The organism is Kribbella antiqua (assembly GCF_004345665.1).
Classification (GTDB): domain Bacteria; phylum Actinomycetota; class Actinomycetes; order Propionibacteriales; family Kribbellaceae; genus Kribbella; species Kribbella antiqua.
The window spans coordinates 310,809-323,271 of sequence record NZ_SLWR01000006.1 but is presented as its reverse complement, the minus strand read 5'-3'; the positions used below and the strand labels follow the sequence as shown (position 1 = coordinate 323,271).

The window sequence follows — 12,463 nt, the reverse complement described above, 5'->3', positions numbered from 1 at the left end:
CATCCGGCCGTGGTCGGGAACAGGGAGCGACGCAACGGTAACCACGAGGAGACCGTACGCCACCGAAGCGGCCGTCGATCAGTGTAGGTGGTCCTCGGCGTGCCGTGGACCACCCGTGCCCGACCGTGCACCCGTGTCCGATACCCGGCGTACGGCGGGTCGAGGGTCAAACGCTCGTACGACGGGATCCGGTCAGGCTGGAGCTGGGGCGGTGCCGTTGCCTGGGTCGGGGCGGGCGTCGGCGATACGGGCGACGCCTGGCTCGGGTTTGCGGCCGGCCCGGCGGGCGGCTTCGACGTGCAATCGGGCCAGCTCGACGGCCTGGCGGGAGACCTTCACGGTCTTCTTCTCAGCCATTGGCACTGTCTCCCTCGACGACCTCGGTATTCGCTTCCGCGATATCAGCGTACGCGGCCGGACCGACCCGGTCGATCGTCACAGCGGCCGTCAGCGCGGCGACCAGATCGTAATCCTCAGGCTGTAACAATTCCGACCGCATCAATGAGCGGAGCGTGACGACGCCCGCGTCGGTGCCGGACTCGCCCTCGAGAATCTGCTCGACCGCCCAGCGGACCATCCGCATCGTCTCCTCGCGGTGCCGCCAGGTGTCCAGCTCGCGGTCGGACTTGCGGACCAGCCAGGCACCGAGCGCAACCCCGCCGAGCGCCAGGAACGGACTGAGCACGGTCGACACCACGCCCACGACTTGGAGCCAGGTCGGAATCACGCGCGTCCTCCCAAATGCATGGTGATGGCCGGTCGAAGATGTTACGAAGGAAAGAGTTCCACCAGCCACCGACAATCTGGTGACCATTTGACGACAGGGAGCAGGCCACCGTGATGGACGAGACGGACCGCTACGACGTGTTCGTGCAGGGGACCGTGTTCCTCGACATCGTGCTGACCGGGTTGGAGTCCGCTCCGACGACGGGGACCGAGATCTTCGCCGAGGGGATGGGGTCCTGCCCCGGCGGCGTCGCGAACTTCGCCATCGCGGCCAGCCGGCTCGGCCTGAAGACCGGCCTGGCTGCTGTCTTCGGTGACGATGTGTACGCCGACTTCTGCTGGCGGACCCTGGCCGACCAGGAGAGCGTGGACCTGTCGCACTCCCGCCGGATCGGTCACTGGCATTCCCCGGTCACGGTCTCGATGTCGCTCGACCGGGACCGGGCCATGGTGACGCACGCACACGAGGCGCCGGGCGACCCGAGCAAGCTGGTCGGGCCGGGGCTCAAGACCCGGTCCGCGATCGTCCCGGTCGAGGACGAACTGCCCGGCTGGACGGTCGAGGCGATGCAGTCCGGCGCGTTGCTGTTCGGCGACGTCGGCTGGGATCCGACGGACCAGTGGTCGCCGGCCGTTCTCGACGTACTGGACGGGTTCCATGCGTTCACTCCGAACGCGCACGAGGCGATGGCGTACACGCGGACCGACACGCCGAAGGCCGCGCTGCACAAGCTGGCCGAGCGAGTACCACTGGCCGTGGTCACCAACGGCGCGGACGGCGTACTCGCGATTGACTCGACCACCGGCGAGGAAGTCCAGGTCCCGGCGTTGCCCGTACGCTCGTACGACCCGACCGGAGCCGGCGACGTCTTCCTCGCGTCACTGGTCCTCGGCACCCTCCGCGGCTGGCCCCTGGCCCACCGCCTTGCCTTCGGCAACCTCTGCGCCGGCCTCTCGGTCCAGCACTTCGGCGGCTCACTCGCCGCGCCCGGCTGGGGCGACATCATCGACTGGGTCCGCGACCACAGCCGCCACCGCCCCGGCGGCGTCGACCCCGAGGTCCTCCGCCACTACAGCTTCATCGGCGACGTCCTCCCCGAAGGCCCCGTCCCCATAGTCCGCCGAGCCTCCGCCACCATAGCCCGCCTCTCCGACGCCTGAACCGACGTACCCTACGCCGGAATGTCTACTGCGCCACTGGATTTTCGAGGGGTGGAAATCGAGTGCTGCGGGCCTCGTGAGTCGTAAGGTCGGGGGTTGGAGTGCGGGCTGTGGGACCGTGCCGGATGGAGGGTGTGATCGTGGGCAGCGGGTTCAGTAGGCGGCGGTTGCTGGGTGTTGGTGGCGGGCTGGCGGCCATGGCGGTGGCTGGGTGTGGGTCGAACACCGGGCGGGACACCGGGTCGGGTGGGTCGAGCAGCGGGAGCAAGCCGGCGTTGGCGCAGTGGTATCACCAGTACGGCGAAGCCGGCACGCAGCAGGCGGTCCAGCGGTACGCGAAGGAGTACCCGGACGCGACCGTGACCGTGCAGTGGTCGCCAGGCGACTACGACAAGAAGACCGCAGCCGCGCTGCTCACCGACAACGGGCCGGACGTGTTCGAGTACGGCAACGGTCCGAGCATCGACATGATCAAGGGCGGCCAGGTGGTCGACCTGAGCGACCTGCTCGACGACACCACCAAGGCCGACTTCACGCCGTCGCTGATGGCGCGGATGACGTACCAAGACAAGCTGTACGCGATCCCGCAGGTCACCGACATGCAGCTGCTCGTCTACCGCAAGAGCCTGCTCGAGCAGGCCGGGGTGCAGCCGCCGCAGACCGTCGACGAGCTGCTCGCGGCCGCGAAGAAGCTGACCACCGACAAGGTGAAGGGCCTGTTCGTCGGCAACGACGGCGGCGTCGGCATCCTCGGCGGCCCGGCGCTCTGGTCGGCCGGGCTCGACTACCTGACTGAGGACAACCAGTTCGGCTTCGACGACCCGGCCGCGGTGGAGTCGCTGCGCAAGCTGCGCGAGCTGTTCACCTCGAAGACTCTGTTGCTCGGGGCACCGACCGACTGGTCCGACCCGTCCGCGTTCACCCAGGGCCTGACGGCGATGCAGTTCACCGGCCTGTGGACGTTCCCGGCGATCCAGAAGGCGCTGCCGGACGACTTCGGCGTCCTCCCCTGGCCGAAGCTGAACGCGAGTACCGGCAAGCCGAGCGTCCCGGTCGGCGCGTACGGGTCGACCGTCAGCGCGAAGTCGAAGAACGTCGACGCGGCGAAGAAGTTCGTCAAGTGGCTGTGGGTCGACCAGGCTGACAAGCAACTCGACTTCGCCCAGTCATACGGCTTCCACATCCCGGCACGGAAGAGCCTGGCGGAGAAGGCGGACAAGCTGAAGTCCGGACCGGCGGCGGACGCGGTCAAGTTCGTCAACGAGAACGGCCACGCCCAGACGCCGATCCTGTGGTCACCCAAGTCCGGTACGGCGTACTCCGACGCGCTCAACCGGATCATCAAGAGCGGCAGCGACCCGGCGACCGAGATCAAGGCGGTCAAGGCCGTCGTGGAGGCCGAACTCAAGCGCATCACGGGATGAGTCAGGTCACCGCCAGGTTGCGGGGCAGGTACGACCGCAACCTGTGGTTCGCGATCTTCGTCGGGCCGTTCGTGCTCGGGCTGCTGGTCTTCGTCTACATCCCGATCGTCTGGTCGGTGGTGCTCAGCTTCTTCGACGCGCACAACACCGTCACCCCGACGAAGTTCGTTGGCCTGGGCAACTACCTGGACATGCTGCGGGACGCGGCGTTCCGGTCCAGCCTGATCACCTTCGTGGTGTTCGCGGCGTTCATCGTGCCGACCACATTCGTGCTGTCGCTCGGCCTGGCCCTGCTGGTCAACCGGGCCCGGTTCGCGAAGACGTTCTTCCGTTCGGTGTTCTTCCTGCCGACAGCGTCTTCGTACGTCGTCGCCGCGCTGATCTGGAAGTTGTCGATCTTCAACGGTGTCCGGTTCGGGCTGGCCAACACCGTGCTCGGATGGTTCGCCATCGAGCCGGTCGCGTGGCTGTCGGTCACCCAGCCGCCGTGGTACTGGCTGGTGATCGTGTCGGCGCGGATGTGGTTGCAGGCGGGTTTCTACATGATCCTGTTCCTGGCCGGCCTGCAACGCATCTCGCCGTCGCTGTACGAAGCCGCGGCGATCGACGGCGCAACAGGCTGGCGGGTGCTGCGCTACATCACGCTCCCCCAGCTGCGGGCGACCTCGACCGCCGTACTGCTGCTGCTTCTGATCAACGCGTTCCAGGCGTTCGACGAGTTCTACAACCTCTTGTCCAGCGCCGGAGGTTATCCGCCGTACGCGCGTCCGCCGTTGGTCTACCTGTACTACGCCGCACTCGGGCAGGGGCAGGACTTCGGCCATGGCAGCGCCGGGGCCGTCATCCTGACGTTGCTGATAGCAATCGTCGCGCTGGCGCAGGGGCGGATCGTCGGGCTCGGACGAAGGGACGATTGAGATGCAGAGGTCGGGTGCTGACAAGGCCGGCTCAGCGGTCAGGTACGTCGTACTGATCGGCGGGGCTCTGCTGTTCCTGCTGCCGTTCTATCTGCTGGTGCGGAACGGGTTGTCGACCGAGCAGGACATCACGTCGCCGTCCTGGAAGTTCTTCCCTTCGTCGTTGCAGTGGGGGAACATCGGCGAGTTGTTCCGCGATCCCGCCGTACCGATGGCGCGGAGTCTGGTGAACTCGCTGGTGATCGCGGTGGTGCAGACGGCCGGGGTGCTGGTGATCTCGGGGCTGGCGGGGTACGGGCTGGCGCGGATCCCGTTCCGGTACGCGAACGCGGTGTTCTACTTCATCGTCGCGACGTTGCTGATCCCGGCCGCGGTCACGTTCGTACCGAGCTTCGTGCTGGTCTCGACGCTCGGGTGGGTGAGTACGTTGCGCGGGCTGATCGTGCCGGGGTTGTTCCAGGCGTTCGCGACGTTCCTGTTCCGGCAGTACTTCCTGGGATTCCCGCGGGAGCTCGAGGAGGCGGCTCAGCTGGACGGGACCGGCTATTGGGGCACGTTCTGGCGGGTCGTCGTACCGAACTCGATGGGGTTCATCGCCGCGATCGGGACGATCACGTTCATTGGCTCCTGGAACGCGTTCCTGTGGCCGCTGGTGATCGCGCCGGACCAGAACGCGTGGACGGTGCAGATCGCGCTGTCGACGTTCCTCACCGCGCAGACGATCAATCTGCCGCAGCTCTTCATCGCCGCGGCGATCGCGATCCTGCCGCTCGTTGTTATCTTCATCTTCTTGCAACGCTGGATCGTCCAGGGCGTGGAAAGGTCAGGCATCAGCGAATGATCGACTTGCAACCGTTGACCGACGACGACCGGGAGCTGATCGAACTGGCCCGTCGTACCGTCGACGCGAACACCGACGGGCCGGACGGCGTCTACACGATGGGCGCCGCGGTGCGTGGGGTGGACGGGCGGACGTACGCCGGTATCAACCTCTACCACTTCACCGGCGGCCCCTGCGCAGAACTGGTCGCCCTCGGCCGCGCCCGCGCCGAAGGCGCCCGCGAGCTGACCACGATTGTGGCTGTAGGCAACGAAGGCCGCGGCATCCAGGCCCCCTGCGGCCGGGACCGGCAAATCCTCCTCGACTACTACCCGACGATCCGCGTCATCCTCCCTACCGCGGACGGCGGCGGCGCGGTCCTGGCCACCGACCTCCTCCCCGAGTCCTACCGCTGGACGGCGTGACCCGCTCAGGTCGTCTCGCGCCGTACTGCTGTTCAGGCGACTTTCCAGGTGCGATCGCCGATCGTCGCGACCACGTTGACGGTGCCTCCGAGGGCACTGACGTACGCGCGGATGACGTCGATACCTGAGATCTCGCCGTTCTCGATCTTGGAGATCCTGGATTGGGAGACCTTCAGCAGCTCCGCAAGCCCAGCCTGCGTGACCCCGGCAGCCTTGCGCATCTCGGCGAGCTGATGTCCACGAACGTAGGCCTCCCGCCGTTCACGGGCGGCCTCCCTTCCTGCAGCCTGCTCGTCGGCTGTACGCGGGTCCACAGCACGTCCCTTGGCCTTGACGTCCTTCCACTTCGCGTATTCGCTCATTCACCCCTCCTCCTTCAGCGCGATCAGGTGTTCCGCGAACCGCTCGTCCGCCAGCGGAATCGCCGTCCGATACCAGCTCTCCCAACGACCCGACTTGTCACCTGCCACCAGAATGATGGCTTCTCGAGCCGGATCGAAGGCGAACAGCATCCGGATCTCACTCTGCCCCGACGATGGCGGACGCAGCTCCTTCATGTTCTGGAATCGACTGCCTTTGACCCGGTCGACCAGCGGCCGGCCGGCTGTCGGCCCTTCGTCGGCCAACTGGTCGATGGGCATCCTCGATGAGGTCACCTGTTTCCGGCTCGTCCTGGCAAATCGCGAGATACCACGCCTCGACCTCCGGACGAAGTCTGATCTCCCCGCTAACTCACCCGAGTATATAACCTATTTGTCATACCCGCCGACCTCAGACGGCCGGGATGATGTCCTTGCCGTACGCCGCCAGGGTCTCTTCCTTGGCGTCGTGCTGGAGGTAGACGGCGAACTGATCGACGCCGAGTGACTTGAGCTCCTCCAGCCGGGCCAGGTGATTCTCGACCGGGCCGAGGATGCAGAACCGGTCGACCACCTCGTCCGGGACGAAGTCCGTATGGGTGTTCCCGGCGCGGCCGTGCTGGGAGTAGTCGTAGCCCTTCCGGCCCTCGATGTAGTCGGTCAGCGCCTGCGGCACCGCACCGGAAGTGCCGTACCTGGAGACGATGTCGGCCACGTGGTTGCCGACCATGCCGCCGAACCAGCGCGTCTGCTCCCGCTGATGCGCGAGGTCGTCACCGACGTACGCCGGAGCCGCCACGCAGAACTTGATCGCCGCCGGATCACGCCCTGCCTCGGCGGCAGAACGTCGTACCGCGGTGATCATCCATTCGGCGATGTCGGGGTCGGCGAGCTGGAGGATGTAGCCGTCGCCGACCTCGCCGGTCGCGGCCAGCGCGCGGGGCCCGTACGCCGCGACCCACACGTCCAGCGCGCCGTTCTCGACCCAGGCGAACTTGAGTTGCTGGCCGCGGTACTCGACCGTTTCGCCGCGGGCCAGCGAGCGGACGACCTCGACGCACTGCTTCATCTCGTCGATCGTGCCCGGCTTGGCGCCGAGGGTACGCAGCGCGGAGTCGCCCCGGCCGATCCCGCAGATCGTCCGGTTGCCGAACATCTCGTTCAGGGTGGCGAACTGGGACGCGATCACGGTCCAGTCCCGGGTGCCCGGGTTGGTCACCATCGGCCCGACGATCACCCGCTGGGTCATCGCCAGGATCTGGCTGTAGATCACGAACGGCTCCTGCCAGAGCAGATGCGAGTCGAACGTCCACACATAGTCGAACCCGGCGTCCTCGGCCTTCCGCGCGAGGTCCACCACCGCGGACGCGGGCGGATCACACTGAAACACCACTCCGAAGTCCACGGTTCCCCCTTTTCAGAGCAGGTACGACGACAGGCCGCGCTTGAGGTAACGGCCACGGCCCTTGCGGCCATGGTAGTTGCCGTCAGCCACGATTACCTCGCCGCGCGAGATCACGGTGCCCACTCGGCCCTGGATCTCGACCCCTTCGTACGCCGAGTAGTCCATGTTCATGTGGTGCGTCTCGACGCTGATTCGGGTGGTGGCGTTCGGGTCGTACACGACCAGGTCGGCATCGGAGCCGGGGGCAACGATCCCCTTCTGCGGGTAGAGCCCGAACATCCGGGCCGGCGTGGTCGCGATCGTCTCGACCCAGCGCTCCAGCGACAGCTGCCCGTCGACGACACCTTGGTAGATCAGGTCGACTCGGTGCTCGACCCCGCCGATGCCGTTCGGGATCTTGGAGAAATCACCAAGCCCTAGTTCCTTCTGGTCCTTCATGCAGAACGGACAGTGGTCGGTCGACACGATCGCCAGATCGTTGCTCCTGAGACCCTTCCACAGATCCTTCGCGTGCGACTCGTGTTTGCTCCGCAACGGCGTTGAGCAGACCCACTTGGCCCCTTCGAAGCCGGGCGCGCCGAGCTGATCCTCCAGCGTCAGATAGAGGTACTGCGGACAAGTCTCGGCAAACACGTTCCGGCCGGCATCGCGAGCCGCGGCGACATGTTCCAGCGCCTGGCTGGCGGACAGATGCACGATGTAGAGCGGGCAGTCCTGGGCGACTTCGGCGAGCGTGATCGCCCGGCTCGTCGCCTCTGCCTCGAGTGCGGCCGGGCGAGTGATCCCGTGGTAGATCGGGTCGGTCTCGCCGCGGGCGATCGCCTGCTGCACGAGGACGTCGATCGCGATGCCGTTCTCGGCGTGCATCATGATCATCGCGCCGTTCTCCCGCGCGGTCTGCATCGCCCGCAGGATCTGGCCGTCGTCGGAGTAGAAGACGCCCGGATAGGCCATGAACAGCTTGAAGCTGGTGATTCCTTCGTCCGCGACGAGCTGGTCCATCGCCTTGAGCGCGTCGGTGTCGACACCGCCCAGGATCATGTGGAACGCGTAGTCGATGTGGCAGTTGCCGTCGGCCTTGGCGTGCCAGGCGGCCAGGCCGTCCTGCACTACTTCACCGGTCCGCTGTACGGCGAAGTCGATGATGGTCGTCGTACCACCCCAAGCCGCTGCCCGGGTCCCGGTGTCGAAGGTGTCGCTGGCCGCCGTACCACCGAACGGCAGCTCCATGTGCGTGTGCGCGTCGATCCCGCCCGGGATCACATACTTGCCCGAGGCATCGATCACCTCGTCGGGAGTGATCGTCTGGCTGAACGACGGATCCAGCAGCGCGACGATCTTCTCACCTTCGACCAGTACGTCGGCGACCTGCGTACCGGTCGGCCCGACAACGGTCCCACCCTTGACCAGCAAAGACATGTATCCGCTCCCCTGGAAGACGTTTACGGTTTGGTCAGGTCTCCGTACGCGTCGGGGCGGCGGTCGCGGTAGAACTGCCAGCGGTCCCGGACCGTGTCCAGCACGCTCAGGTCCAGGTCCCGGACGATCAGTTCCGGATCGTGGTCGTGCCCGACCTCGCCGACGAACTTGCCCTCCGGGTCGACGAAGTACGACGTACCGTAGAAATCGTTGTCGCCGAAGTCGGACTCGATGCCGACCCGGTTGATCGCGCCGATGAAGTACTCGTTCGCGACCGCCGACGCGGGCTGCTCGAGCTGCCACAGGTACGCCGACAGTCCGCGGCTGGTGGCGGACGGGTTGAACACGATCTTCGCACCGGCCAGCCCGAGTGCGCGCCAGCCCTCCGGGAAGTGCCGGTCGTAGCAGATGTAGACGCCGATCCGGCCGACCGCGGTGTCGAACACCGGGTAGCCCAGGTTGCCCGGGCGGAAGTAGAACTTCTCCCAGAACCCCTTCACCTGCGGGATGTGGTTCTTCCGGTACTTGCCCAGGTACTTGCCGTCAGCATCGATCACGGCAGCCGTGTTGTAGAGCACGCCGGGCTGCTCCTGCTCGTACACCGGCAGCACCATCACCAGGCCCAGCTCGGCCGCCAGCGCGCCGAACCGCTCGGTCGTCGGACCCGGCACGGATTCGGCGTACTCGTAGTACTCGGGATCCTGCAGCTGGCAGAAATACGGTCCGTAGAACAGTTCCTGGAAGCAGATCACCTTCGCACCGGCCGCGGCAGCCTGCCGCGCGTACTCCTCGTGCGCCTTGATCATGGACTCCTTGTCGCCGGTCCACGACGTCTGCACCAACGCAGCCCTGACTATCTCCGCCACGAGCGACCTCCCCACGACTAGCCGAAGACTCATGCTCTATCCGATCACCCGCACCCGTCAACGGATGTGTGAAACCCGAGCCGGTACGGCGCTCAGATCGTGATGGTGCGGGATTCGGCGGGAAGGACCCGGCCGCCGACAGTGGCGTGGCTGGGCGGGAGGTAGGTGGTGTGGAGGTGCGACCCGGGGCGCCGTCGACGATGCCCAGCGGGTTGCCGAACCGGCCCTCGGGGTCGGTGAAGACACGGACGACCGCAACCGTGGTCAGGTCCGTCTCGATCGAGGGATTGTCAGAGGACGACGATCGCGGCGATGACGGCGATCAGCACGATCGCGGCACCGACGACGGCGAGGACGCGGCCGTTGAGTTTCGGCTCGGTGGATGCCTCGGCCTGGCCCTCGTTGACGAAGGCGCGGAACATCTGGGTGTTCGCGCCCGGGTCCTGCTCGTTCTCGACGTTGTGCGGGACGTTCTGCTCAGCCATGGCCCCAGACCCTACCCGCACCCCGGACTCGCACCACTCACCAAGGGTGCCGTCACAGCGCACCCTCACGCTCCGTGCGACCTGCGAGCACGCTCAGCAGAGGCGTTGGTGAGTGGCGCAGCTCCGTGTACCATTTGGTACATGCGCTTCGATCATTCCATCACGGTCCAGGCCCCGCCCGAGCGGGTGTGGCAGGTGTTCAGCGACGTCGAGCGGTGGCCCGAGTGGACGCCGACGGTCGAGTCAGTCGAGCGGCTCGACGAAGGCCGCATCCACGTCGGCGCCCGGACCCGGATCCGCCAGCCGAAGCTGCCGGTCGCGATCTGGGAGGTGACCGAGGTCGTCGAAGGCGAGTACTTCGAGTGGGTCTCGCGCGCGCCCGGGATCAAGACGACCGGCGGTCACCGGGTGGTGAGTACGCCGGAGGGCACGGTCGCGACCGCGACGATCATCCAGGAGGGCCCGCTCGGCTGGCTCTTCGGCAAGCTCTACGCCGGCCTCACCAAGCGCTACATCGCGACCGAAACCGAGAAGCTGAAGCAAGTCAGTGAACGAGCGTAGCGAGTTCACCAACAAGCACAGGGTCGCTCACGACTCATCCGCGCCCGGAGCGAAGCGAGGACGCGGATGAGTCGTGAAGCGTTGTTGGCGGACGCCGTCGAGCATTTTGCGAAGAACGGCATCGGGGACGCCAGCCTGCGCAGCATCGCGACCTCGATCGGCACCAGCCACCGGATGCTGATCTACCACTTCGGCTCCCGCGACGGACTGCTCGCCGAAGTGGTTCGCGCCGTCGAACAGCAGCAGCGCGATCTGCTGGCGACGCTCACCGAGACCGACCTGCCGATCGCCGAACAGGCCGAGGAATTCTGGCGGCGGGTCACCGAGGCGACGCTGATCTACGGACCGCTGTTCTTCGAGCTCTCCGCGCACGCGATGCAGGGCCTCCCGCACACCGAGGCCCTGAAGGCGGATCTGATCAACGTCTGGCTACCACCACTCGTCGACCTCTGCATCCGTGCCGGCATCGCGCCGGACGACGCACCGTCGTACGCGCGACTCGGTTTGGCGGCGTCGCGCGGTCTGCTGTTCGACCTGCTCCTGACCGGCGACCGCGCAGGCGTCGATGAAGCCTCAGCCCTGCTCAACCGGCTTTTCAGTCTCCCGGCTCAGTAGGAGTCGCGACCCAGCCAGCGACGATCGGGAGCCGGGACTCCCGCAGTACGGCGACGAACGCGAACGGCCGGTCCAGCGACACCTCCAGTCGCTTCGCCTGTTGCGTCGGCATCGAGGTCCGCATCAACGCCATCCCGGTGACGGCCGCCGCCTCGAAGCCGGTCGCGAAGAACCGCGCGAGCACCTTCTGCTTCGCCTGACCAATGGCGAGCGGAGTCGGACTGATCGCACTGAAGTGGCCGCTGACACCGGGATCCGTGGTGACGGCGCTCAGACCGAAAAGCTCCCTCAGCATCAGCAGGTCGTGCTCGACCTCGACGTTGAAGGACGGCAGCGACAACTTCAGATCCGGCTTCCACGCCGTGGTCAGCCCAACAGTCAACCCCGGCCCCGGGTCATCCTTCGAGATCAGTTGACTGCCGGGTACTCCATCCTCCGGCCGTGCCGCCGCATCCAGCAGCCCGGCCAGCACGTCGGCCTGTGGCGCATCGCCGACCCCAAGCAGTACGTCGACATCCGCATCGCCGGTCACCGTCACCACGGTCAGGTCGTCGTACCGCCGTACCGCATCCAGCTCGCCGTCGACGCGCTCCAGCCAGTGCCAGGAGCCGCCCGCCCACGGGCCGTCGTACACGCGGCGGATCTGCTCCTTGAAGGGGCGCGCCCAGGTGGTTCGCAGCGACAGCGCCGACGCGAGGACGAGCATGACGTCCGGCGTGATCTGGATCGGCATCTCGCGGATCAGGTTGTTGGTGTGCTCGGCGGCCCACGCGTCGAGCTTGGGCTTGTCGACAGAGGCGTTGCCGGTGAGCTGACCGCGCAGCGGCGCCGGCATCACCGAGTCGAACGACTCCGCGAGCTTCAGCTGATCGCTCAGCCAGACTCCGAGCGCGGCGTGCAGATCGGCCGAGCCCTCGATCTGCTCGACCAGCTGCAGCGCCTGCGCAGAGCCCTGATCGGCCTCCAGCCCGGCAGCTTGCGCGAGCTCCGTGCGGCCGGGCTCGTCGGCGGCGGTCGCCAGGATCGCGAGCAGCGGCCACAGGCCGAGCCCGGAAACCACGGTGTTCCCCTCCGGCAGGTTGCGGGCCCACCGGGCGGTGAGTTCGTTGACTGCGCGCACCACGTCGGCATCCATACCTCCACCCTGCCAGATGCGGACGCCCAGGCCATCACAATCGCCCCGCCCTTAGCCCGCCCCGCGGAAGAGCGCGCTGTTGCGCGAATTGTGATGGCCTGGCGGTCCGCGAGTATTTGCCGGAATGCCGGGGGTTTCCCCTTGA

At 66.8% G+C, this 12,463-nt stretch carries 16 protein-coding genes; 7 read left to right on the top strand and 9 right to left on the bottom strand.

Annotated features, from left to right (window positions below; translation table 11 throughout):
- Positions 1–192: 192 nt before the first annotated feature.
- Positions 193–357 carry a hypothetical protein gene (locus EV646_RS38910; protein WP_158290983.1) on the bottom strand — a complete coding sequence of 55 codons (165 nt, stop codon included), beginning with the start codon at positions 355–357 and terminating at the stop codon, positions 193–195.
- Positions 350–727, bottom strand: a complete 378-nt coding sequence (locus tag EV646_RS19260) for a hypothetical protein (protein WP_132150411.1) — start codon at positions 725–727, stop codon at positions 350–352. Before EV646_RS19260 ends, EV646_RS38910 begins: the two co-directional genes overlap by 8 nt.
- Positions 728–840: 113 nt before the next feature.
- Here EV646_RS19260 and EV646_RS19255 point away from each other — a divergent pair, with 113 nt between their 5' ends.
- From EV646_RS19255 to EV646_RS19235, 5 genes are all read left to right on the top strand, one after another.
- Complete coding sequence (locus EV646_RS19255; protein ID WP_132150409.1) at positions 841–1,887, top strand: carbohydrate kinase family protein; 1,047 nt, start codon at positions 841–843, stop codon at positions 1,885–1,887.
- Positions 1,888–2,027: 140 nt separating this feature from the next.
- A complete protein-coding gene (locus EV646_RS19250; protein WP_241996170.1) occupies positions 2,028–3,311 on the top strand; it encodes an ABC transporter substrate-binding protein in 1,284 nt (427 codons plus the stop codon).
- Complete coding sequence (locus tag EV646_RS19245) at positions 3,308–4,228, top strand: carbohydrate ABC transporter permease (RefSeq protein WP_132150405.1); 921 nt, start codon at positions 3,308–3,310, stop codon at positions 4,226–4,228. The genes EV646_RS19250 and EV646_RS19245 overlap by 4 nt, the downstream gene beginning before the upstream one ends.
- A 1-nt stretch (position 4,229) precedes the next feature.
- Positions 4,230–5,069, top strand: coding sequence for a carbohydrate ABC transporter permease (locus tag EV646_RS19240; RefSeq protein ID WP_132150403.1), 840 nt, complete (start codon positions 4,230–4,232; stop codon positions 5,067–5,069).
- Positions 5,066–5,473 carry a cytidine deaminase family protein gene (locus tag EV646_RS19235; protein WP_132150401.1) on the top strand — a complete coding sequence of 136 codons (408 nt, stop codon included), beginning with the start codon at positions 5,066–5,068 and terminating at the stop codon, positions 5,471–5,473. The genes EV646_RS19240 and EV646_RS19235 overlap by 4 nt, the downstream gene beginning before the upstream one ends.
- A gap of 32 nt (positions 5,474–5,505) precedes the next feature.
- Here EV646_RS19235 and EV646_RS19230 read toward each other — a convergent pair whose 3' ends face one another.
- The 6 genes from EV646_RS19230 to EV646_RS19205 all read right to left on the bottom strand — a co-directional run bounded on the left by EV646_RS19230 (position 5,506) and on the right by EV646_RS19205 (position 10,007).
- A complete protein-coding gene (locus EV646_RS19230; protein ID WP_132150399.1) occupies positions 5,506–5,835 on the bottom strand; it encodes a helix-turn-helix domain-containing protein in 330 nt (109 codons plus the stop codon).
- The gene (locus tag EV646_RS19225; protein WP_199237058.1) at positions 5,836–6,114 is read right to left on the bottom strand and encodes a type II toxin-antitoxin system RelE/ParE family toxin; all 279 of its coding nucleotides are present in this window, start codon (positions 6,112–6,114) and stop codon (positions 5,836–5,838) included.
- 130 nt (positions 6,115–6,244) lie between these two features.
- Positions 6,245–7,237 (bottom strand): TIGR03842 family LLM class F420-dependent oxidoreductase, encoded by a 993-nt coding sequence (locus tag EV646_RS19220; RefSeq protein ID WP_132150397.1) that lies wholly within the window; start codon positions 7,235–7,237, stop codon positions 6,245–6,247.
- 12 nt (positions 7,238–7,249) lie between these two features.
- Entirely contained in the window at positions 7,250–8,656 is a 1,407-nt protein-coding gene (gene hydA, locus EV646_RS19215; protein ID WP_132150395.1) for a dihydropyrimidinase, read from the bottom strand.
- A gap of 23 nt (positions 8,657–8,679) precedes the next feature.
- Positions 8,680–9,522, bottom strand: coding sequence for a nitrilase-related carbon-nitrogen hydrolase (locus tag EV646_RS19210; RefSeq protein WP_132150393.1), 843 nt, complete (start codon positions 9,520–9,522; stop codon positions 8,680–8,682).
- A 290-nt stretch (positions 9,523–9,812) separates the two neighbouring features.
- Positions 9,813–10,007, bottom strand: a complete 195-nt coding sequence (locus tag EV646_RS19205) for a hypothetical protein (protein ID WP_132150391.1) — start codon at positions 10,005–10,007, stop codon at positions 9,813–9,815.
- 141 nt (positions 10,008–10,148) lie between these two features.
- Between EV646_RS19205 and EV646_RS19200 the strand changes: the two genes are divergently transcribed.
- A complete protein-coding gene (locus tag EV646_RS19200; protein WP_132150389.1) occupies positions 10,149–10,568 on the top strand; it encodes an SRPBCC family protein in 420 nt (139 codons plus the stop codon).
- A gap of 66 nt (positions 10,569–10,634) precedes the next feature.
- On the top strand, positions 10,635–11,183 hold the full coding sequence (locus tag EV646_RS19195; protein ID WP_132150387.1) for a TetR/AcrR family transcriptional regulator: 549 nt from the start codon (positions 10,635–10,637) through the stop codon (positions 11,181–11,183).
- Here the strand turns inward: EV646_RS19195 and EV646_RS19190 are convergent.
- The gene (locus EV646_RS19190) at positions 11,164–12,318 is read right to left on the bottom strand and encodes a serpin family protein (RefSeq protein WP_132150385.1); all 1,155 of its coding nucleotides are present in this window, start codon (positions 12,316–12,318) and stop codon (positions 11,164–11,166) included. The genes EV646_RS19195 and EV646_RS19190 overlap by 20 nt on opposite strands.
- Positions 12,319–12,463 lie beyond the last annotated feature (145 nt).

Excerpts from the sequence above, each read along its gene's own strand:
- EV646_RS19255 (WP_132150409.1), top strand. The coding sequence starts at position 841 with ATGGACGAGACGGACCGCTACGACGTGTTCGTGCAGGGGACCGTGTTC.
- EV646_RS19195 (WP_132150387.1), top strand. The coding sequence starts at position 10,635 with ATGAGTCGTGAAGCGTTGTTGGCGGACGCCGTCGAGCATTTTGCGAAG.
- EV646_RS19200 (WP_132150389.1), top strand. The coding sequence starts at position 10,149 with ATGCGCTTCGATCATTCCATCACGGTCCAGGCCCCGCCCGAGCGGGTG.
- EV646_RS19225 (WP_199237058.1), bottom strand. The coding sequence starts at position 6,114 with ATGCCCATCGACCAGTTGGCCGACGAAGGGCCGACAGCCGGCCGGCCG.
- EV646_RS19190 (WP_132150385.1), bottom strand. The coding sequence starts at position 12,318 with ATGGATGCCGACGTGGTGCGCGCAGTCAACGAACTCACCGCCCGGTGG.
- EV646_RS19230 (WP_132150399.1), bottom strand. The coding sequence starts at position 5,835 with ATGAGCGAATACGCGAAGTGGAAGGACGTCAAGGCCAAGGGACGTGCT.
- EV646_RS38910 (WP_158290983.1), bottom strand. The coding sequence starts at position 357 with ATGGCTGAGAAGAAGACCGTGAAGGTCTCCCGCCAGGCCGTCGAGCTG.
- EV646_RS19235 (WP_132150401.1), top strand. The coding sequence starts at position 5,066 with ATGATCGACTTGCAACCGTTGACCGACGACGACCGGGAGCTGATCGAA.
- hydA (WP_132150395.1), bottom strand. The coding sequence starts at position 8,656 with ATGTCTTTGCTGGTCAAGGGTGGGACCGTTGTCGGGCCGACCGGTACG.
- EV646_RS19205 (WP_132150391.1), bottom strand. The coding sequence starts at position 10,007 with ATGGCTGAGCAGAACGTCCCGCACAACGTCGAGAACGAGCAGGACCCG.
- EV646_RS19240 (WP_132150403.1), top strand. The coding sequence starts at position 4,230 with ATGCAGAGGTCGGGTGCTGACAAGGCCGGCTCAGCGGTCAGGTACGTC.
- EV646_RS19245 (WP_132150405.1), top strand. The coding sequence starts at position 3,308 with ATGAGTCAGGTCACCGCCAGGTTGCGGGGCAGGTACGACCGCAACCTG.